Origin of the sequence: Thaumasiovibrio clandestinus, from assembly GCF_047250365.1 — a bacterium.
In the GTDB taxonomy this organism is placed as follows: Bacteria; Pseudomonadota; Gammaproteobacteria; order Enterobacterales; family Vibrionaceae; genus Thaumasiovibrio.
This window is the reverse complement of the sequence record NZ_JBLBVL010000001.1, coordinates 68234-88390: the sequence shown is the minus strand read 5'-3', so window position 1 is coordinate 88390 and position 20157 is coordinate 68234. Positions and strand designations below refer to the sequence as shown.

22 protein-coding genes are annotated in these 20157 nt (G+C 45.9%); all 22 read left to right on the top strand.

Features of this window, described 5'->3' with window-relative positions; genetic code table 11:
- Positions 1 to 4: 4 nt before the first annotated feature.
- Positions 5 to 1414 carry a uroporphyrinogen-III C-methyltransferase gene (gene cobA, locus ACKLNH_RS00430; protein WP_413110268.1) on the top strand — a complete coding sequence of 470 codons (1410 nt, stop codon included), beginning with the start codon at positions 5 to 7 and terminating at the stop codon, positions 1412 to 1414.
- Positions 1404 to 2429: an adenosylcobinamide-phosphate synthase CbiB gene (gene cbiB / locus ACKLNH_RS00425; protein ID WP_413110267.1), complete on the top strand. Its 1026-nt coding sequence runs from the start codon at positions 1404 to 1406 to the stop codon at positions 2427 to 2429. The genes cobA and cbiB overlap by 11 nt, the downstream gene beginning before the upstream one ends.
- Before the next feature lie 2 nt (positions 2430 to 2431).
- Positions 2432 to 3493, top strand: coding sequence for a threonine-phosphate decarboxylase CobD (gene cobD, locus ACKLNH_RS00420; RefSeq protein ID WP_413110266.1), 1062 nt, complete (start codon positions 2432 to 2434; stop codon positions 3491 to 3493).
- Positions 3483 to 4022 carry a bifunctional adenosylcobinamide kinase/adenosylcobinamide-phosphate guanylyltransferase gene (cobU, locus tag ACKLNH_RS00415; protein ID WP_413110265.1) on the top strand — a complete coding sequence of 180 codons (540 nt, stop codon included), beginning with the start codon at positions 3483 to 3485 and terminating at the stop codon, positions 4020 to 4022. Before cobD ends, cobU begins: the two co-directional genes overlap by 11 nt.
- Positions 4019 to 5101, top strand: coding sequence for a nicotinate-nucleotide--dimethylbenzimidazole phosphoribosyltransferase family protein (locus ACKLNH_RS00410; protein WP_413110264.1), 1083 nt, complete (start codon positions 4019 to 4021; stop codon positions 5099 to 5101). The genes cobU and ACKLNH_RS00410 overlap by 4 nt, the downstream gene beginning before the upstream one ends.
- A 25-nt stretch (positions 5102 to 5126) precedes the next feature.
- Positions 5127 to 6599 (top strand): cobyric acid synthase, encoded by a 1473-nt coding sequence (locus ACKLNH_RS00405; RefSeq protein ID WP_413110263.1) that lies wholly within the window; start codon positions 5127 to 5129, stop codon positions 6597 to 6599.
- A complete protein-coding gene (locus tag ACKLNH_RS00400) occupies positions 6599 to 7948 on the top strand; it encodes a cobyrinic acid a,c-diamide synthase CobB (RefSeq protein WP_413110262.1) in 1350 nt (449 codons plus the stop codon). Before ACKLNH_RS00405 ends, ACKLNH_RS00400 begins: the two co-directional genes overlap by 1 nt.
- Entirely contained in the window at positions 7945 to 8631 is a 687-nt protein-coding gene (locus ACKLNH_RS00395) for a histidine phosphatase family protein (protein ID WP_413110261.1), read from the top strand. Before ACKLNH_RS00400 ends, ACKLNH_RS00395 begins: the two co-directional genes overlap by 4 nt.
- Positions 8628 to 9251, top strand: coding sequence for a histidine phosphatase family protein (locus ACKLNH_RS00390; protein ID WP_413110260.1), 624 nt, complete (start codon positions 8628 to 8630; stop codon positions 9249 to 9251). The genes ACKLNH_RS00395 and ACKLNH_RS00390 overlap by 4 nt, the downstream gene beginning before the upstream one ends.
- A gap of 40 nt (positions 9252 to 9291) precedes the next feature.
- Positions 9292 to 10053, top strand: a complete 762-nt coding sequence (locus ACKLNH_RS00385) for an adenosylcobinamide-GDP ribazoletransferase (protein ID WP_413110259.1) — start codon at positions 9292 to 9294, stop codon at positions 10051 to 10053.
- A gap of 22 nt (positions 10054 to 10075) precedes the next feature.
- Positions 10076 to 10684, top strand: a complete 609-nt coding sequence (gene cbiM, locus ACKLNH_RS00380) for a cobalt transporter CbiM (protein ID WP_413110258.1) — start codon at positions 10076 to 10078, stop codon at positions 10682 to 10684.
- A gap of 2 nt (positions 10685 to 10686) precedes the next feature.
- A complete protein-coding gene (locus ACKLNH_RS00375; RefSeq protein ID WP_413110257.1) occupies positions 10687 to 11274 on the top strand; it encodes a hypothetical protein in 588 nt (195 codons plus the stop codon).
- Entirely contained in the window at positions 11265 to 12041 is a 777-nt protein-coding gene (locus ACKLNH_RS00370) for an energy-coupling factor transporter transmembrane component T family protein (RefSeq protein ID WP_413110256.1), read from the top strand. The genes ACKLNH_RS00375 and ACKLNH_RS00370 overlap by 10 nt, the downstream gene beginning before the upstream one ends.
- A 12-nt stretch (positions 12042 to 12053) precedes the next feature.
- Positions 12054 to 12713 (top strand): energy-coupling factor ABC transporter ATP-binding protein, encoded by a 660-nt coding sequence (locus ACKLNH_RS00365; RefSeq protein ID WP_413110255.1) that lies wholly within the window; start codon positions 12054 to 12056, stop codon positions 12711 to 12713.
- An 85-nt stretch (positions 12714 to 12798) separates the two neighbouring features.
- Positions 12799 to 13584 (top strand): DUF4198 domain-containing protein, encoded by a 786-nt coding sequence (locus ACKLNH_RS00360; protein ID WP_413110254.1) that lies wholly within the window; start codon positions 12799 to 12801, stop codon positions 13582 to 13584.
- 289 nt (positions 13585 to 13873) lie between these two features.
- Complete coding sequence (locus tag ACKLNH_RS00355) at positions 13874 to 14419, top strand: DUF6795 domain-containing protein (RefSeq protein WP_413110253.1); 546 nt, start codon at positions 13874 to 13876, stop codon at positions 14417 to 14419.
- 337 nt (positions 14420 to 14756) lie between these two features.
- On the top strand, positions 14757 to 15191 hold the full coding sequence (locus ACKLNH_RS00350) for a hypothetical protein (RefSeq protein ID WP_413110252.1): 435 nt from the start codon (positions 14757 to 14759) through the stop codon (positions 15189 to 15191).
- A gap of 207 nt (positions 15192 to 15398) precedes the next feature.
- Complete coding sequence (locus ACKLNH_RS00345; protein ID WP_413110251.1) at positions 15399 to 15707, top strand: hypothetical protein; 309 nt, start codon at positions 15399 to 15401, stop codon at positions 15705 to 15707.
- Positions 15708 to 15745: 38 nt separating this feature from the next.
- Entirely contained in the window at positions 15746 to 16291 is a 546-nt protein-coding gene (locus tag ACKLNH_RS00340) for a DUF6795 domain-containing protein (RefSeq protein WP_413110250.1), read from the top strand.
- Positions 16291 to 17457 (top strand): lipase family protein, encoded by a 1167-nt coding sequence (locus ACKLNH_RS00335; protein WP_413110249.1) that lies wholly within the window; start codon positions 16291 to 16293, stop codon positions 17455 to 17457. The genes ACKLNH_RS00340 and ACKLNH_RS00335 overlap by 1 nt, the downstream gene beginning before the upstream one ends.
- Positions 17458 to 17597: 140 nt before the next feature.
- On the top strand, positions 17598 to 18344 hold the full coding sequence (locus ACKLNH_RS00330) for a metallophosphoesterase family protein (RefSeq protein WP_413110248.1): 747 nt from the start codon (positions 17598 to 17600) through the stop codon (positions 18342 to 18344).
- A gap of 108 nt (positions 18345 to 18452) precedes the next feature.
- A complete protein-coding gene (locus ACKLNH_RS00325; protein ID WP_413110247.1) occupies positions 18453 to 20141 on the top strand; it encodes a pseudouridine synthase in 1689 nt (562 codons plus the stop codon).
- The last annotated feature ends 16 nt before the right edge of the window (positions 20142 to 20157 follow it).

The following is a 20157-nucleotide window of genomic DNA, read 5'->3' as shown; positions in this document are numbered from 1 at the left end:
GACGATGAACCAAGGAAAGGTGTATTTGATAGGCGCAGGTCCTGGCGACCCAGGCTTATTGACCTGTCGCGCTAAGCAGCTGTTGAGCGAATGTGATGTTGTTTGTTATGACAAACTGGTGAGTGCGGCAATTTTAGCGATAGTGCCAGAGTCAGTGGCACTGCATGAAGTGGGTTATTTAGGCTATCAAGGAACACATATTGATTATGGCATGCACCCAGAGGTGCTTGATTTTGCGTTAGCGGGTAAACGCGTTGCGCGTTTGAAAGCTGGAGACCCTTGTATTTTTGGTCGCACGACAGAAGAGTGCCGTGATTTAAATCAGCTAGGCATCGCCTATGAAATCGTGCCAGGAATTACCGCAGCATTAGGTGCGGCTTCTTATTCCGGTTTCCCGCTGACGAGTGCGGGTGTTGCCTCTAGTGTTACCTTTGTCAGTGGTCACCGTAATACCCATGCGCTCGAAGATTGGGTGAGCAATGGCAATAAAAGCGGCACTTTAGTGCTGTATATGGGAGCCAAAAAACTGGCTGAGCATACCCAGTACATGATGGACAGCGGAGTTAGCCCCGATCTACCCATTGCCGTGATCAGTTCGGCGACCAGTGCTAATCATCAATGCATTGCCGGCACGGTAAACACCATTGCAGGTATTGTGGAGCAGCGCGGGTATATTGGCCCAGCTTTGGTCATTGCTGGTGAGGTAGTGACACAAGCCAATGATTTTGATTGGCGCAAACATTTGCCCTTGTCAGGCAGTAAGGTTCTCGTCTGTGGTGATTATGAACATCTCACCGCTCTGCGTGATTTAGGTGCGGAGGTCATTTCTATTTCCCCCTCACATGTGCAGTCAAGCATCGATTTGAACACGCTAAATGAATTAACCAAGGAAGCAGCGCTTAATTTCTATGATCTTGCGGCCTTTAAGGCGTGGTGGCATGCGTTGGATAGACACAATTTCGATGTTCGCCGTTTCATGATGCCACTTGGTAGTGCTGATCCAATGGTTAAGGACGCGATGCGTAACGTCGGTATTCAAAGCGAACCTCTTAATGACAATGCGAAAATACTTACAGCACGTGCTGATTTTAGCGCTAACCACGACAGTGCCAGTGGTAAGCACGATGTTGCGGGTGGCAAGCGTGATATGTTGGTAATTGGAGAATATAGCGCTTCGTTACCTCGCTTTACGTTGCCAGACATTGCCTGGGTGTTAGTTAGCAATACCGCACTGTTTGACACGGTCAAGCAACAGCAACCAACAGCGCTGCAACACACACAGTTTGTGGCTCTAAATCAAGATGTGCAAACGTGGGCGATGCGCAATAACATCAATGATCTAAACACATCCTCACCGTGGTTTTTACAGGGTGAGTTAGTCGGCTCTTTAGAAAAGGGGGCGTATGTTGATTGAGCTTCTTGGTGAATTGAGCCTTTCTTATGCAAACCACCTATTGCGTGATTATTTTATCGCAGGGGCTCTCTCTGTTGTCGCAGCGGTTTTGCTGGACAAAGTGTTGGGTGAGCCAGCGCGATTTCATCCGCTGGTTGGTTTCGGGCGACTTGTTCGATATGTGGAAAAGCGAATTCGCCAAGACAGTTTACGGCATTCAAACAGTGCTCGCCGCGTGAAAATTCAGGGTTTAGTGGCTTGGCTATTAACGGTGGTGCCATTAACCATATTTGTCGCTCTTGGCGTTTTCGCGATAGCGGAGGTCTCCGCCTTACTCGCGTTCATCGTTAATACCTTTATTTTGTATTTCACGCTGGGTGGGCGCAGTTTGGTCGAACATTCCGAGCGAATTTATCAGCCTCTGTCCAAAGGCGACATAAGCCAAGCACGCTATGCGGTATCCATGATTGTCAGTCGTAATACCGACAAAATGGGCGAAGCCGAGATTGCATCGTCGGCGATAGAGTCGGTTTTAGAGAATGGCAACGACGCCGTTTTCGCGCCTCTGTTTTGGTTCGTTGTTTTGGGGGCGCCGGGGGCGGTCATGTTTCGCTTAGCCAATACCCTTGATGCAATGTGGGGTTACAAGAATGATAAATATCGTCATTTTGGGTTCTTTAGCGCCAAAACAGATGATGTTTTAGGTTGGGTGCCCGCCCGAATTACCGCCTGCGTGTATGCCCTGCAAGGGCAGTTCAAAAACGCCATACATTGCTGGCAAACCCAAGCAAAACAGTGCTCTAGCCCTAATGGTGGTGTTGTCATGACAGCCGGTGCAGGGGCGTTGGGCATTCAAATTGGTGGGCCGACCTATTATCACAATGTATTGCACGACAAAGCGCCAATGGGGAGAGGGGAAGTCGCTAAAGCAGACGTTATCGTACAAGCGAATTGTTTGGTGACGCGCGGTAGCATTGCTGTTGGCATTATTTGGCTTATCGCCAGTGGGCTATTTTTCATACTGATGGGGCGTTGAGAATGGGAATTCATCACGGCGGTAATTTACTTGCAGCGATATCCACTTATGGTGGAAATATTGACCAATGGTTAGATCTCTCTACGGGTGTTAGCCCATTTACTTACCCAGTCCCGGCTATTCCCACACATGTATGGAATCGTCTACCTCAAGATAACGATGGATTAGAGTCTGCAGCTCAAGGTTATTACGGTACGGCGGTTGAGCCGCTGGCTGTTGCGGGTTCTCAAGCGGCCATTATGCAATTACCCAAATTGCTCACGCAGGTTTTGGGCCACTGTGGTCGTGTCTGTCTGCCGCGAGTTGGTTACAAAGAGCATCAACATGCATGGCAGAGTTTTGCTTTGAACGGTCAACGGTGGGGAGTAGATTTTTATGACGATTTACCGTCACAAGCCCAGATAGAACAGAGCGATGTGGTTGTGGTTATCAACCCGAATAATCCCACTGGAAAGCTACACCGTGTTGATCAACTTAGACAAATCCACGCACAACTCAGTACGAAGCAAGGCTACCTTGTTGTGGATGAAGCGTTCATGGATTGCACGCCCGAAGCCTCATTATTGGACAAGGACACCTTTCCACAACACTTAATTGTCTTGAGGTCGGTAGGAAAATTTTTTGGTCTGGCAGGTTCTCGCGTAGGGTTCGTTTTTGCAGATCATGTTCTTTTACATCAACTTAGCGAAGTGTTGGGTCCTTGGGCGGTGGCTGGACCATCTCGATGGGTGGTGAAAAGTGCGCTTCAGGATACGCAGTGGCAAATTAATACCCGCCACAAAATCGCTAAGCATATGGCGCGTTTGACGTTACTTCTCGAACAATCGCTTAATGCAGAAACCGCGTCAACCGACCTGTTTATTACTGTTTATCTAGATAACGCACCATCTATTTATCGCCAGCTGTGTGAAGCCCACATTCATTGCCGATTGTGCGATGAAAAAAATGCCCTGCGTTTTGGCCTACCAGAAGCTCAATGGCAGTGGCAAAAGCTTGAAGCTGCGTTATCAGACATAGCACCACAACGGGCAAAACCAGCACAGGAGGCGGCGTGTGAGTACTAATCAAAATACGCTTGAGCTGGTACTCGGCGGTGCTCGCTCAGGAAAAAGCAGTTACGCGGAACAGATCGCTAAGTCATCTGGGAAAACGGTGGTTTATATTGCGACATCTGAGGTGAGAGATGACGAAATGGCGCAGCGAGTCATGTTGCACCAAGCGCAGCGACCGCATGACTGGGCTGTTATAGAAGAGCCATTTGAGCTTGCCAAAGCGCTCACTGCGCATAGCCGGGAGAACAATTGCATCTTAGTCGACTGCCTCACATTGTGGCTGAGTAATAGTCTGTTTAGACAGACAGAACGAGACTGGACAGAAATAAAGCAAGAGCTTCTTGATGTGTTGGCTTCATTGCCCGGTCAGGTGTTGCTTGTCAGTAATGAAGTGGGGTGTGGGGTAGTGCCAATGGGCAAAGAGACGCGGCAATTTGTGGACGAGGCTGGTTGGTTGCATCAAGCCATCGCCAAACAAGCGTCAAAGGTCACTTTAGTGACCGCTGGATTGCCATTGCGACTGAAGGGAGAGCTATCATGACGTGGCTAAACTACATCACTTTAAATTCAGTCGCCCCAGTTGCAAACCTGCATCAAATTAGTGATGCCGGTGCAGGTGAGGGCTTAATGCAGCTGCACCCAACACGAGATACTGAACTGATCGTGTGCGGTAGGGCGAATACGCGATTAAATGGGCAATATCTTCCCTCCCCGGTCGTGGGAAATGGTTCGGTGACACCAGCGATTCTTGTACATGGGCTATTTCGTGCGCTGCAAGATAGAGGCTTTAAGATTCGCGTACATTGCTACCAGCTTGGCCTTGATAGTCGCCCCGATTTTACTGATGCTGGTGTGGATGAGGTGGTCACACACCACTGTAATGTGGGCGAGGAAGCAACCTTGATCGACAACTCCCTCCTGCCAGAGTTAAAACGTCAAAAACTGGCAGGCGAAGAACACATTATTGCCGAGTCTGGCATTGGTGGTACGACGTTTGCGACGCTGTGGCTGCGACGCTGGATTGAGCCGGCGTTGTGGTTTGCAGGAAGCACTCAAGACACTAAAAAATTAGCGGTAAAATCCCAATTACTTGAAAAGCTATGGACAAAAACGGCAGGTAAAGCCTGTGATGTTGAGGCATATGTTGGCGATCTCGAATGTTCCGATCCCGTTCAACGTGCTGTGTGTCGTTTGCTCGGTAGTGACATAGCATCACTCAATCTTGCTGGTGGTGCGATGATGTTTGCTGCCGTTGTAGCCATGCAATCGAAACTCAGTGATAAGCACGTAGAAATCGCAACAACACGTTGGGTGATGGAATCAGACGATGCGTGCTTAGTAGGTAAGCACCTCTCACATTACGCGTCACTCTTGACGCACAAAACCGATTTCACCCTTTCTAAATTTGATGCGATACGCATGTACGAACGCGGCTATGTCGTAGAAGGCTGTGGGCTCGGAGGTTGTTTAACGTTCGCGGAAAATCACGGGCTGTCGCAACAAGAGATCATTAACTGCCTTGATGCAGCGGTCTCTCCTTGGATCGAGACGCGTGATAATACGCTAACGCTAGACGCTTCAAATGCTTGCCCGGCACAACCATCAGATGCTCTGGCCTAAGGGTTGAGCCAATAAGGAGAACAAGATGTACTCAACATTGAAGGCATTAATGGTACAAGGAACCACGTCGGATGCAGGTAAAAGTGTTTTAGCGGCGGGTTTGTGCCGTGTATTGGCTCGAAAAGGGATCAGCGTTGCACCCTTTAAACCACAAAATATGGCACTGAATAGCGCAGTGACTAAAGATGGCGGTGAAATAGGACGAGCACAAGCCGTACAAGCTTTTGCCTGTGGCATTGAACCCACCACAGACATGAACCCCATATTACTCAAGCCCAACACCGATATTGGTGCGCAGGTGATTGTACAGGGAAAGGCACTGCAAGATATGGATGCTCGCTCTTATCATGCATTCAAGCCAAAAGTCATGAAGTATGCAGTGGAATCATTTGAGCGTTTGCAACAGCAGTACCAAGCGGTGATTATCGAAGGAGCGGGTAGTCCCGCTGAAATTAATCTGCGTGATCATGATATTGCCAACATGGGCTTTGCTGAAGAAGTCGATATTCCAGTGATTATCGTCGCTGATATTGATCGCGGTGGTGTTTTTGCTCACCTATATGGCACCTTGGCATTATTGAGTCAGTCAGAGCAAGACCGTGTTGCGGGTTTTGTGATTAACCGTTTTCGTGGTGATGTCGCGCTACTGGAGAGTGGGCTGGAATGGCTAGAGAACAAAACAGGTAAGCCAGTGCTAGGGGTACTGCCATACTTGCATGGTTTAATGCTTGAGGCAGAAGATGCCATCAATGTGAGCCAGTTAAATAGTGATGAACTGCAGCTTAAAGTCGTTGTGCCTGTGGTTCAGCGTATCAGTAATCACACCGATTTTGATCCCCTGCGTATGCACCCAAATGTCGACTTGGTGTTTGCCAAGAAAAACCAACCTTTACCCGCAGCAGATTTAATCATTTTGCCAGGTTCAAAAAGTGTCCGTAGTGATTTGGCGTTTATTCGTGAACAAGGCTGGGATAAACAGATTGAGCGTCACTTACGTTTAGGCGGCAAAATCATGGGCATTTGTGGTGGTTACCAGATGCTCGGTGAACTTATTGCCGATCCTCTCGGCATTGAAGGGCCGAGTGGTGAAAGTAAAGGCCTTGGCTATTTACCACTAACGACTGAATTACGCAGTAGTAAGCAGCTAAAGCACAGCAAAGGCCATTTAACCATGCCAGGGCAAGAGAGCGTAAAGGTATTTGGCTACGAAATTCATGCCGGTGTAACACAGGGCGTGTCGCAACAGGCTCCAGTACAGCTAGAGACTGGAGCTGATGGCGCAGTAGGGTTTGATAATCAGGTATTTGGCTCCTATTTGCACGGTATCTTTGAATCTACCGAGGCTTGTGGCGCAATTTTAAAATGGGCCGGTTTGGAGCAAGCACAAGGCGTTGATTTTGCGCAGCTGCGAGAAGAGGGCATTGACCGTGTCGCAGACATGCTTGAAGCACACTTAGATCTTAACAAATTATGGCCAGATCTTGAGGAGTCCGCTTAATGGTGCGAGTTAGCTGTCCGGCACTAGTGGTAGCCGCGCCGAGTTCAGGGAGCGGAAAAACGACGATTGTCGCTGCCATTGCCCGATATTTTACCAACTTGGGTAAAAAGGTCCGTGTGTTTAAAACAGGGCCAGATTTTATCGATCCGGCTTTCCTCGCGTTAGCATCGAAACACCCCGTTTATCAGCTCGACTTTTGGATGTGTGGCGAGCGCCATTGCAAACAGTTAGTGGGGCAAGCGGCTCAAGAAGCGGACTTGATTTTAATTGAGGGCGTAATGGGAATGTTTGATGGCAAGTGTTCCAGTGCAGATATCGCTGCTGCTTTGGGTATTCCCGTCTTGGCCGTGATCGATGCCGGTAAAATGGCGCAAACATTTGGTGCGATAGCGCACGGTTTAGCAAGCTTTAGGCAAGATATTGAAATGTATGGTGTCTTTGCCAATCGCGTTGGCTCTGAAGGGCACTCTGAAATGCTAAAAGCCTCGTTACCATCGTCTCTTAAATATTTTGGATATTTGCCCAAGGATTTACAGATGACGCTGCCCGAGCGTCACCTTGGGTTAGTGCAGGCGCAAGAACTCGCTGATATTGAGGAGAGACTGGATCATGCCGCAAGTTTGATAGCCAACAGTGGCGACATTGCGCTTCCTCCAATGGTCAACTTTGAGTTAACGGTAGCCACTGAACTTGAACCCGTGCAAAGCTTACGTCATGTCAAAATTGCTATCGCAAAAGACCAAGCATTTAGTTTTATCTACCAAGCCAATATTGATTTGTTAGTACAGATGGGGGCACAACTTCGTTACTTTTCACCACTTGACGGTGACGAGTTACCTCAATGTGATGCGCTTTATTTACCTGGTGGCTATCCAGAACTTCATGTCGAGGCGCTGAGTAAAAATGACAGACTAAAGCAGCAAATTCGTCATCATGTAGAGTGCGATAAACCTGTAATTGCGGAGTGTGGCGGTATGCTTTACCTCAATCGAACTTTGACTGACGTTGATGGTAACGAGGCGCAAATGTGTGGTGTGCTTAATGCAGATTCAGTGATGCAGTCACGCTTGGCTGCGTTAGGGCTTGTTGAAGGAGAGTTGGTGCCTGCTCAAACGCTCCGCGGGCATACTTTCCACTATTCGACGACGAAATCGCAAGAAAACGAGGTGTGCTATCCAGAGTCACAACGGGGAAAACGGTTGGATCCGGTGTGGGGGCGAAATAGTGTTGTTGCGTCGTATGTGCATTGGTATTTTCCATCCAATCCACGCCTTGTATCAAGGCTATTTCGTGGAGAAGTGTCATTTGTTGACACGCCAAATCAAAAGCTACTTGAGGGCGCAGTGTGAAGCTGGTTTTGATTCGCCACGGTCAAACACGATGGAACCGAGAGCAGCGCTTACAAGGCTGGCAAGACAGCGAGCTGACCCAATATGCGCAGCTGCAGTTGATGACCATGCCGTTGCCAACCCTCACAAACCCAATAGTGATATGTAGTGACCTTGGGCGTGCTATCCAAAGCGCGGAAATTATCGCGACGCGATATCTCACCGGTTTTCGTCTAGATCAGCGTTTGCGAGAGCGAGGCTTTGGTGTCTTGGAAGGCAAGGAAATTGAAGATGGCAACGTAATTGAAGAAGAAAAGGGTGTAGAAGGTAAGGCGATAGCAGAGGGCAAGATTAGCGAGATCCGAGCGGTATTGGATGGTGTAGACCAATATAGCCATGAAGGCTCCTCGGCGCTATGGCGGGCCTATCACCAGCGTTATCTTCAGCCACTCGGGGGGCGTTTTGGTGTGGAGTTAGAACAGGTGTTTGAAGATAGAATCCTCAGTTTTTTAGATGATGTGTGCACAGGGAAATTAGATAGGGATATTGTGGTGATCTCTCATGGTGAGTGGATCAGAGCCTGCCAAAACCTATTAGCAGGGACTCCTTCTTGGCATGTTGGTAAAGGTATTGAACGAAACTCGACCCCTATTGTGCATGACTTTTCCAATATTGTTGATGCTAACAAGAGAGTAACGCAATGACCAATAAGCCAATTTCACTCGTCACGCGCATTGAAATGTTACGACATGGCTTGCCAGAGGGGGAGCACTGTTTTCGTGGACGCACAGAGTTTGCACTAACCGAGCAGGGGATGCAGCAGATGCAAAATGCGGTTGCGGAATTGGATTCAGTTGACACTGTTATTACCTCTCCGAGAGTGCGCTGTCGCCATTTTGCACAGGAATTTGCTTCAGACCACGGGGTTGAATTGATCCAAGATTCAGGCTTTCAGGAGCTGAACTTTGGTGCGTGGGATGGCAAAGAAAAGCAAGCGGTGTGGGAGAGCGATCAACAGCGTTTGATGGCGTTTTGGGAAAACCCTTGGCAAACCACGCCACCGAATGGGGAGAGTTTGCACGATTTTGATCAGCGTATTTCAGAAGCCTGGCAGTGCCTTCTCGATGTTCATCAAGGCAAAACCGTATTATTGGTCACACATGGTGGCGTGATTAAGCAAGTTTTACGGCAGATACTGGATATGCCTAGAAATGGCGCGTATTTACAAAGGCTTAATATCGCTTATGGCTCTCGCGTGACGATTTCAGTTTATCGAGATGAGAACAACAAACTGTGGCCAGAAGTGATTTGGCCGAGTGTTTAACAACAAGTTGTGAATTCAACTACAACCCAATGAGAACGGAATGAGAGAAAAGTTGATTCGTGAGTGGCAGGTCTATTTGTTGGCGTTAACGATCTTTACACGTCTGCCTGTCCCTCACAACGTGCCTTACAGTGAAGCGCGGAAAAATGAGTCGTATAAATATGCCGGACTGGTTGGTTTGCTGGTGGGCGTACTGACAGGCGCCGTCTTTTATTTCGGGGCATTGTGGTGGACAGTGGATGTGGCCGTTGTGTTGTCGATGATTGCCAGTATCACCTTATCAGGTGCATTTCATGAAGATGGTTTCGCTGATACTTGTGATGGCTTTGGTGGCGGTTTTACCCCCGAGCGTAAGCTTGAAATTATGAAGGATTCTCGAGTCGGGGCCTACGCCTTGTTAGGGATGATTATGATATTGCTATTAAAGTTTACCACCTTGATTGCGTTAGACCAGGTTGTCATCAGCTTGGTGATCGCCCATGGCTTAAGCCGAACAATGGCTGTTAGTTTTATTCATACCCATAGCTATGTACAACAAAGTGACGTTTCAAAGCTAAAAGTGTCTCGTAGCCCGAGTGCGAAAGGGGATCGCTATACCTTGTTGATAGTCACCATAGCAACGCTATTGCTATTGCCTACCTGGTCAATGGCGATAGGGTTAGTCATTACGTTGCTCTGTCTACGTTGGCTTTTGGCAAGGTGGTTGGTGAAACAAGTTGGTGGTTATACGGGAGACGCGTTGGGCGCGGTGCAACAAATATCTGAAGTGGGCTGTTATCTATTTCTATTGGGTGCAATGTAAGTTTTTAGTTTAAAGGGATGTTATGCATATTGTTGATGGGGTAATGAGTCTCCCAGTTTTAGCCGCGAGTACCGTTGTTGCCGTCGCGGGGTGTTATATGGGCTTACGTCAACTGACTGACAGTAAAATCCCTCAAGCTGCAGTAATGAGCGCTTGTTTTTTTGTGGCATCTTTGGTGCATATCCCTGTCGGCCCTTCCAGTGTTCATCTGATTTTTAATGGATTGATAGGTTTGCTATTGGGCTGGAGTGCATTCCCAATCATATTGATAGGCTTGATCTTACAGGCTGTCTTTTTTGGATTCGGCGGATTAATCGTTTTAGGGGTTAACGCCGTGAATATTGCGCTGCCCGCGGTGATCATTGGTCTTGCTCTAAAGCCTTACATGCACCGATGGTCGCCAGCAATAGTCGGTTTTATCTCTGGGTTTGGCGCGGTGTTTCTCACCAGTCTATTTGTTGCGTTGTCACTTACGCTCTCTGGGGATGTCTTTTTTAACAGCGCCTCTTTAGTGATCGTCGCCCATACACCTGTTGCGCTTGTTGAAGGCTTTATCTGCGCATATCTATTTCGGTTGTTATTCAAAATTCGCCCTGATCTCGTGGTGCCAAGATCTAAATTAGAGGTGTAGAGATGGAAAAAACGAAGATGTCGAAACTGTTATCGCTATTCATTATCTTGTGTGGTGTCAGTAGCTTTGCTTTTGCTCATAATTTGCGAATGTCCGTCTACGTCGAGGGAGATAATCTAGAAGGCGAGCTCTATTACGTCGGAGGAAGTAACCCAACCGCTGCAGGTGCGCCAGTGGAATTGCTTGCTGAGGGCAAGGTTATCGCTACTCTTGTCACCGATGAAGACGGCTGGTTTGTCTTTGAAGCAGTAATTGCTAAAGACTATCAAGTGCGTGCAGATGTTGGACAAGGACATGTGGCGACATACGAGGTTTCACGAAACGATTTTCCTAACGATGCCAAAACTCTGGCTGATAATACCCTGCAAGCCGCAGATAACAGTGTTGGCGCAAGTCTAGATTCAGCAGCAATGGTTAGCGAAGAGCAATTGCAAGCTGCACTGGCAAGGGCCATTCGTCCATTGCGCGAGCAGCTTGATCGTTATGAGTCCAAGGTTCGTTTGCACGACATCCTTGGTGGAATCGGCTACATATTTGGTCTGTTTGGCCTACTTGTATTGTATAAGCATCGGAGGCGGTCGTGGAGTTAATTTTATCGCAGGGACTAGAGCGGCAACTAAGCAGTGCTGTACCGGCCCATACACGGATATTTATTGCGCTCACAACCAGTTTTTGCCTGATATTATCTACGTCTCTGCTATCGCTGGCGGGGTTTGTATTACTTGCTGCATATTTATGGCAACAAAGCCCAGTTGGGATGAAAGAGGGGCTTAAACGTCTGTTATTGATTGATGGTTTGATTATTCTCACCATCTTGCCTTTGCCGTTTTCATTTGTGGGTGATCAAGTGGTGAACTGGGGGCCGTTAACCATGTCTGAAGTCGGCTTGCTTAAAGCGGTAGAGGTCTTTGTTAAATCCACATTGTCGGTCACCATTATGATGAGCCAGTTCAGTGGCTTACCAGAGATTCAGTTAGCCCGAGCACTGCACTACTTTAAGGTTCCCGTGCGCTTTATTTTACTGCTGCAATTTACCGTACGTTATATCAGTGTGATGCAGCAAGAGCTATCAAAGTTGAAGTTGACCCTGCGTGCTCGTGGTTTCGGCAACGGTCCAATGCTGCATAACTGGAAAAGCTATGGCTACCTGTTTGGTATGCTGTTTGTTAAGGCGTTAACGCGCGCGGATAGCATTTGGTTTGCAATGAAGTGTCGCGGGTATCAGGGACGCTTTCCCGTGCAGAAGTCGGCACAATCAATGCCGTTACTCGATAAATCAGCGACCTTTGTTTTATCGTTTTCATTTATCCTTCTGCTGGCTGATGTAACAAACGTTCTGCCAGGGCTGCGCATTTAATTAGGGGCATTTTTGAAAAAGCACATTGAACTTAGCAAGGTCTCTTATTTGCGCCCCAATGGGCAGGTGTGCGCAAAGTCGTTGGATTTTTGTTTAACAGGCTCACAAAAAGTAGCCATTACTGGTTGTAACGGCAGTGGGAAAAGCACTCTGCTTCAAGTGATGTTAGGGCTACTTGCGGGCATTTCTGGGGAGATCAAACTGTTTGGGAATACCTGTCAGTCTGAAAGAGACTTTGCCCGCTACCGCACACGTATTGGCTACTTGTTCCAAGACTCGGATGATCAGTTGTTTTGCCCAACAGTGATGGAAGATGTCTGTTTTGGGCCGATTAATCAAGGATACAGTCAGAGCGAAGCAGAGGTGATGGCACACGACACTTTACGGCAACTGGGTATTGAACACCTTGTCGATCAAGTCAGTTATCGCTTATCGGGTGGTCAGAAAAAATTGGTGTCGCTAGCAACGGTGCTGGTAATGAAACCTGAGGTGCTGCTTTTGGATGAACCCACCAATGGGTTGGACGAAAAAAATTATCAGCGGTTTGTGGATATTGTTCGAGCAACAGCGTTACCGATTGTTTTGATTAGCCACGATCAGGTGCTTCGCCAAGCGCTAACCGAAATTGAATATCGCTTACACGATGGCCAATTAATTAAGCAACCTTGCTAATTATATTAAGTTATGAATTAAGTACGTTGAATAATAATTTTTAGATATATTTAAAATAACCTCCAATGCGTTAGGAAATAAAATAATGAAAAACGGATTCTACGCCACGTGCGGGTTGGCGCTTGCATTGTCTACGCCTGCTCACGCCCATTTTCAGCTTATGTATACACCTAAATCTCAATTGGCTAGACCTGAACATCTTGAGATGAAGCTGGTTTTTGCTCACCCAATGGCGAATGCCAACGTCATGGATATGGGGGTGCCGGAAGAGCTTTTCGTTGTATTTAAAGACGAGAAAACTGATCTGATTGACAACATTAAACCCATATCTTGGACTGGGCCAGATAATCAGGCAGCTGCATTTGAATTAAACTATGAAGTAAAACGTAGTGGCGACTATCTTTTTGGTTTAGTCCCTGCGCCTTATTATGAAGAGGGTGAGGGTCTCTATATTCAACAGTTGACTAAACGTATTATTAATCGGGGTGGCCTCGACACCGGATGGAATGAGCCTGTCGGGCTCAAAACAGAAATCGTGCCATTTAATAAAACGTATCAAGTATTCGCTGGCAGTACGTTTACCGGCCAACTGCTCTCAAATGGTGAACCCGCTGCTGGAATTGAGTGCGAAGTTGAGTTTATTAATACCGATGTTGATACTAAAAACAACGCTTTTGGTCAATCAACATACCGCGATGAGCCAAGCTCATCACTTGTTGTTATAACTGATATCAATGGCATGTTTACCTACGGTATTCCAATGGCGGGAAAATGGGGGTTCGCATGCCTTGGCTCAGGGCCTGACACTGAATATCAAGGAAAAGAGCTATCTCAAGACGCAGTGCTATGGATTGAAGCGCAAGCATTTTAGTTGTTGTTGGTTTCGTCTCTGTAATCTGGGGTGGTCAAGATTAAATAAAAGGCTGGCTAGTGTTTAGCATTATCCAGCTTTTCTTCTTTAAACTTCACATTACTCTTTCTATCATCACTCTTTTGTCACCTAATATGACGAGCGTGCAGGGTACAGCTATACTGGATGTATACTTACAAGATAGTCAGTTTCATTTTCGTTGTAAGTGATATGTAAAATTCAAACCTCGTTCTTGTTTGCTGTGCGCCTAAATGTAGAATTCACCTACAAAATATTCGAGTCTATATTAATGGCTACTTTCGCAAGAGCATTATGCTTTATTACTATATTTATTTCATTTGGCAGTCATAGCAAGATGTTGAACTTTTTAAAACCTTACGCTTACAAAATATGCCCAGAGGTACATGGAGTCATTAAAAAGATGGGGGAGCCGTATCCTAACCAAATCGTGACGTTGGATGTAGAGTATGGTGAAACTTATTTAACCTATGACGCTATTACGGATGATAATGGAAAGTTTGAGTTTAGTGAAGTAGTGATACATCGTTGGTATCGCCCTTTTGTATTGAATAACAATATTGTGGCTATACGGATATTTACGTTGTTCAATGATGTAGATAAGCAATTATGGGGATCTTACATTGGGACCCTAGAACCAAAGGGTTTTATAGTGAATAACCTTATAGATCTAGTATGTGATTTGGATAATCATAAACATGCTTATGGATTTAAAAATGAAAAACCTGAAGGGGCGCCGTATTGGGTATATGGAATATGTGATCTCAAAGGCTACCAGGAAAAATATAATCAGGGAAAGGATGATTATATAGAATAATATCAGTTCAACCACGGTATGCAAAGAATGCAGGGGGTTGGTGCCGCGAAGCGTTGTTTTTCCTAGTTGTTAGTCTGTGTTTACTTTCTATTCGTTAAGCCCTTTCCAGTGTAGAAAATGACATACGTTTTACCCTCGTCAACGAAGTTTGATGCCTGATTTCTTACGTTATGTTTCCCCTGCGTGATATTTCTTGTCTTGGCTCGCATGGTGGGAGTCACGAGATATTGTTGTTTTCTTTTTAGTTTATTATGGGTGTCTAATTAAGCGGTTTGGTTGGGCACAACAAAATGATTAGGCATGATGCAATTACCCAAATAAAGAACAAGGTCACTATATGCTACAGAAAATTGTGCAGTTAACTGGCGCCGGGTTGGTTGTCTTTGCTCTCGGCTGGCTTGATGTTGGCCGCTACCGCCTGTTTACTTCCACCTCTGTGTTTGGATGGATGAGCGCGGGGGTTGTGGGTTTCTTTGTGTTTGTCTGCATTGCTTCCGTCATTGTTGAAGCGTTCTTTCCAGATGAGCAGCGGCAAAAAAGTGTTATTAATTCCATTGCAGGTTTTTATTTCTTATGGGGACTGTGGCGACTACATTGGTTTAATGTAGAAGTTAATGAATGGCTTGAGTTTTACATCAATAGACGACCGCCGGGGTGGGAAGGTCTGAGCGAATTTTATGCCAGTGGTGGCGGCGTGGGCGTTGGTGGTTGGGTCTTTGTCGTTGGTTGGGCCGTGATATTCTGCTGCACCTTTCTGCGTGACGATTTCTAGGGATTATGGCACACTGTTTTTTACTGTTTTTTACTGTTTTTTACTGTTTTTTACTGTTTTTTGCTGTTTGATCCTCGTTGAACAGTTGAGCCCGGTCAGGTGTGGTAGCCTGCCGTGAATTTAATTGAATTTAATTGGACACCCATACTATTGGCTCACTTTCCTTTCTTTTATTACACAGATTCAGGTGATTATAAATGAGGGAAAATGATGCCAAAGCCACGTAAGCAACAAGTCAGTTTGGAAGACACAGCGCATTACCATTGTGTGTCACGTTGTGTTCGTCGAGCGTATTTATGTGGTTACGATGCGCAAAGTGGGAAGAGCTACGAGCATCGGCGTGGTTGGGTAGAAGATAAGTTGTTGATGCTTGTGAAGGTGTTTGCCATTGAGGTGTGCGCATATGCTGTGATGAGTAATCATACCCATGTGGTGCTGTTACAAGGTAGTCAATTTCACTTTCATTGTAAGTGGTACGTAAAATTCAAACCTCATTCTTGTTTGCCGTGCGCCTAAATTTAGAATTTACCTACAAAATATTTGAGCCTGTATTAATGACTACTTTCGCAAGAGCATTATGCTTTATTACTATATTTATTTCATTTGGCAGTCATAGCAAGATGTTGAACTTTTTAAAACCTTACGCTTATAAAATATGCCCAGAAGTACATGGGGTTATCCGCAAGATGGGGGAACCGTACCCAAATTTGAAGTTAACGTTGCATGTTGAATATGGTGATAGTTACTTTGTTCACAATGCTTTCACTGATGACAACGGTCGTTTTAGTTTTGACGAAGTGATTATGCATCGATGGTTCAAGCCGTTTGTCTTAAATAACAATGTTGTAGCGATTGAGCTTGTTGTGAATTTTAATGGGCATGAAAGGCACTTATGGGCGTCTTATATTGGAACTTTAACACCTAAACAGTTTATTACCGATAACATGGCTTATCTAGATTGTGATTTAGACTCAATACGTTATGAGTATCATTTCGAAAATGAAAAAGAAAATGGCGTTCCATACAATGTTTATGGAATATGTGAATTGAAAGGGTATATAGAAAAGACAATTAACGATGATGATCATGAGGAGGAGTAATGGGAACTTTATCACCCAAAGTAGCATCAATAGTAGCAAATATACCTTATCAACTTGTAAATAGCAGTAAGCCATTAATTGTCGGGTCGTCTGTTAGAAAATACTTTTCATTTGATCGAGAAGCAAGAGCCTATGAAGGAAAAACAGGAGGCATACTTGGCTATTTAAGCTTTGGTTCTCGCACTGAAGGTTTTGCGCTGATAGGGCTTGGTAAAGGCAAGTACAAAAATGAACTGGTGATTTCCGTTAGAGGAACAAAACGAATCAATGATTGGGTTAGTAACTTTAATATTGGCCTTAAAGGTTCACCTAATGGCTCTTTAGGTCACGCTGGCTTTATTAATACCTTTCATACATTGCGTCCGCAGATAAAACAATTTCTGGTATCACAAAAATCAATGCCAAAGCGAATTCACTGTGTCGGCCATAGTCTAGGTGGGGCGCTTGCATCGCTTATTGCTGATTGGTTAAAAGAAGAGTTCTCGATGCGGGTCAACCTGTATACGTTTGGTGCGCCACGTATTGGTCACGAAAGTTATTCACGCAAATCCGAGTCTGCGAATGACAAGATATTTCGTTGCACCCATGGTGCAGATCCAGTGCCGTTAATTCCACTTTGGCCTTTCCAGCATGCGCCATGTTCGGGTAGGGAGTATCGGTTGGATAATAGCACGGGCATTAATGCTGCCACCCATGGAATGGGACCAGAATGCTCACCAGGATACGTGAATACTGCAAGGGCAGAAGATTGGTCAGCATTGAACATCCGCTCTAATCATTTCTTGAATACTCCAGTTCGGCTTAGATTTGAAAACCGAAATCAAGTTACCTTTTCTGAATATTGGGCTGGCAAGCTCAGCGCTGCGTTAACAACACTGTTAAAAGATGCGGGGCCTCAGCATTATAATGCCATTGTTATCCAGTCTCGCGTATCAAGTGGACTGACATTCTATGACAAACTTGCTCAAAGCCTAGAAAAAGTAGCCGCAGCATCTAAAGCGTTGACCGAGCAAACAATCGGCTTATTGGGACATATGCTAGCATTCGCAGGGCGATCTGTTGTTGAAATAACCAAATTGAACGCCAAGTTTATAAAGTGGGTATTTGATATTACCTTGAAGAAATTGTACTCAGCGGCACATGGCGCAATTTCGTTATTGGATTAAGCGGCCTGTTATTGAAAGCCCTCAACCGAGGGCCTTTTATGCGGTGTTACTTTCCTAAATCTCTTATATAGCAAGATTACACCCTGTTTTGCGAGTTAAGCAGATGCTACAGTGAGAGGCATGAGCATAAGGAGAGTGCATTGCAAAAGTTCGCTGTATTATCAGATATTCATAGCAATATCTTTGCCCTAAAAGCCTGCGTTGATGACGCAAGAGCGCAAGGGGTTACTTCGTTTATTAATCTTGGCGATATATTGTATGGTCCAATCGCACCGAGAGAGACGTATGATTACCTCATAGCATTGGATGCGATAACCATCTCTGGCAATCAAGATCGCCAGATTTATTCAGCAACACAGGCAGATATCGAGTCAAACCCAACGTTGCGGTTTATCTTAGATGATTTAGGCGGTTCACCTCTAGTGTGGATGAAGCAGCTACCTTTCGATTTGCAAATCACCCCAGATATTTACGCTTGCCATGGAACGCCTAGCGACGATCTTATCTATCTCTTAGAAGATGTCAGTAGCGGCAAACCAGAGGTGCGTAGTGATAGTGAGATAATCACGCGGTTAAATGGGGTATCTTCTCCCATCATTCTTTGTGGTCACACCCACATACCGCGATGTGTCGAATTGTCGACTGGCCAGTTGGTGATTAATCCGGGAAGTGTGGGTCTTCCTGCCTATGTTGATGATGAGCCATACCCCCATGCGATGCAAAATTACTCCGCCAAAGCGTCTTATGCCACCTTGCAAAAAAGCGCCGATAACACCTGGAAAATAGCGTTTCACAAAGTGAAGTATGATGTGACGAAAGCGGTCGAGGCGGCACGAGATCAAGGTCGGGAAGATTGGGTGCATTTTTTAAGTACCGGTCGACGCTAATTTGGTTTGCACTCCATTTCTCAAACGCTTTCTTGAGTGGTAAACTGCGCTCGTTCGACATTGCTGGTCTTTATTAGACACAGCTGTCCCTTTACTTCGGAACTTGTTATGCCTTCCTCTACTGCCTTTTTTAGCCACTTTAAGCAAAATATACAGTCAATCCCGTTACCTGAGCGTTTCACTTTTCCCTACTATTATGATCCGCATCCACTGTGCTTGCTAGCAGTAGAAGAGTTACAACAACACTTGATGGCGCAAACGGATTGGGAGCATGACTTTAGTTTGGTTTGCGATCATGGCTCGGACAACGTTGCCGCAGGCGGTAAGATGTTTGGCGTACTTTTGGGAAAAGACAAATCGGGTGAAATAGGCTATTTGACTGGTTTTGCAGGAACATTGGCTGGGGAATATATTCAGCCGGGTTTTGTGCCGCCGGTGTTTGACACTGAGCGTGAGCAAGCGCTTTCTAGCAAACATGGTATGGCCATCAACCAATTGAACGCAGCTATTGATGAGTTAGAAAACCAGCAAGATTTTGCTGAGCTATCAAAACAATTACGCACAGAAACAGACCAAGCTGAGAGGGAAATTGAAGCGGAGCGACAACGCATCAGCGCAGCGAAGCGGCAAAGAAAAGCACTAAGAGATTCTCCGGCTTACGATCAAGACTTTGCATTGCGCGATAGATTGGCCAAAGAAAGTAGTCAAGAGAAGAGGGCGTTTAAAACGCTAAAGCAGCAATGGCTTGTTAAGGTTGAAGCACTAACCGCTACCTTAAATGCTAGACGAACCGCGATTGACGATTTAAAAGCAGCGCGAACGAGGGCGATTAATAACGCGTTGGAAGAGCGATTTAAATTGTTTCGCTTTAGAAATGCAGCGGGAGAGGTAAAGCACTTAGATGAGTTGATGAGCTTAAACCATGATGTTATCGCTTCAGTTCCTAGTGGGCTTGGAGAGTGCGTTGTGCCAAAGTTATTAAACCATGCTTTTTTGCATGATATCACCCCATTAGCCATTACAGAGTTTTGGTGGGGCGCTTCACCCAAAGATCAGATTAGGCAGCACAAAAATTTCTATCCAGTTTGCCAAAGCAAATGCTTTGAGATTTTATCGCATATGCTAGAGGGTATCGAAACCGATGACAGCCCTCTGATCGTCAATCCAGCTCAAGGGCGAGATTTAGAGATTATTTATGAAGACTCAGCGATGGTGATCGTAAATAAACCTGCCGAGTTTCTCTCTGTGCCAGGAAAGAGCATAACAGATTCCGTGTATAGCCGGATTAAAGCGCGCTATCCAGATGCCACTGGCCCATTGATTGTGCATCGGCTTGATATGTCAACATCTGGGCTATTGGTATTGGCTTTAAGTGTTGAAGCAAACAAAATTATCCAGCAACAGTTTATAAACCGCACGGTGTCGAAGCGATATGTGGCCCTACTTGAGGGACATGTTGAGCCATCGCGAGGAAAGATAGCGCTACCCATACGAGGAGATATTGGCGACCGCCCACGGCAGATGGTCTGTTTCACCGATGGGAAACCAGCAGAAACAACCTTTGAAGTGATAGAACGCAAAAACAATCGTACTAAGGTTTACCTCTACCCGAAAACGGGACGAACTCATCAATTACGCGTTCATTGTGCGCACATAGATGGGCTAAATATGCCTATTGTTGGTGATGATCTTTACGGATATAAGTCAACTCGCTTGCATTTACACGCCGAGCAGTTGTCGCTTCGTCACCCTGTTACCAATGAGAAAATGACTTTTCAGGTGGATGCCGAATTTTAGAGTTCGGCTGACTGTT

Bases quoted from the DNA above. Each gene is read 5' to 3' on its own strand.
- cobA (WP_413110268.1), top strand. From the start codon at position 5: ATGAACCAAGGAAAGGTGTATTTGATAGGCGCAGGTCCTGGCGACCCA.
- cbiB (WP_413110267.1), top strand. From the start codon at position 1,404: ATGTTGATTGAGCTTCTTGGTGAATTGAGCCTTTCTTATGCAAACCAC.
- cobD (WP_413110266.1), top strand. From the start codon at position 2,432: ATGGGAATTCATCACGGCGGTAATTTACTTGCAGCGATATCCACTTAT.
- ACKLNH_RS00410 (WP_413110264.1), top strand. From the start codon at position 4,019: ATGACGTGGCTAAACTACATCACTTTAAATTCAGTCGCCCCAGTTGCA.
- ACKLNH_RS00405 (WP_413110263.1), top strand. From the start codon at position 5,127: ATGTACTCAACATTGAAGGCATTAATGGTACAAGGAACCACGTCGGAT.
- ACKLNH_RS00400 (WP_413110262.1), top strand. From the start codon at position 6,599: ATGGTGCGAGTTAGCTGTCCGGCACTAGTGGTAGCCGCGCCGAGTTCA.
- ACKLNH_RS00390 (WP_413110260.1), top strand. From the start codon at position 8,628: ATGACCAATAAGCCAATTTCACTCGTCACGCGCATTGAAATGTTACGA.
- ACKLNH_RS00385 (WP_413110259.1), top strand. From the start codon at position 9,292: ATGAGAGAAAAGTTGATTCGTGAGTGGCAGGTCTATTTGTTGGCGTTA.
- cbiM (WP_413110258.1), top strand. From the start codon at position 10,076: ATGCATATTGTTGATGGGGTAATGAGTCTCCCAGTTTTAGCCGCGAGT.
- ACKLNH_RS00375 (WP_413110257.1), top strand. From the start codon at position 10,687: ATGGAAAAAACGAAGATGTCGAAACTGTTATCGCTATTCATTATCTTG.
- ACKLNH_RS00360 (WP_413110254.1), top strand. From the start codon at position 12,799: ATGAAAAACGGATTCTACGCCACGTGCGGGTTGGCGCTTGCATTGTCT.
- ACKLNH_RS00355 (WP_413110253.1), top strand. From the start codon at position 13,874: ATGGCTACTTTCGCAAGAGCATTATGCTTTATTACTATATTTATTTCA.
- ACKLNH_RS00350 (WP_413110252.1), top strand. From the start codon at position 14,757: ATGCTACAGAAAATTGTGCAGTTAACTGGCGCCGGGTTGGTTGTCTTT.
- ACKLNH_RS00345 (WP_413110251.1), top strand. From the start codon at position 15,399: ATGATGCCAAAGCCACGTAAGCAACAAGTCAGTTTGGAAGACACAGCG.
- ACKLNH_RS00340 (WP_413110250.1), top strand. From the start codon at position 15,746: ATGACTACTTTCGCAAGAGCATTATGCTTTATTACTATATTTATTTCA.
- ACKLNH_RS00335 (WP_413110249.1), top strand. From the start codon at position 16,291: ATGGGAACTTTATCACCCAAAGTAGCATCAATAGTAGCAAATATACCT.
- ACKLNH_RS00325 (WP_413110247.1), top strand. From the start codon at position 18,453: ATGCCTTCCTCTACTGCCTTTTTTAGCCACTTTAAGCAAAATATACAG.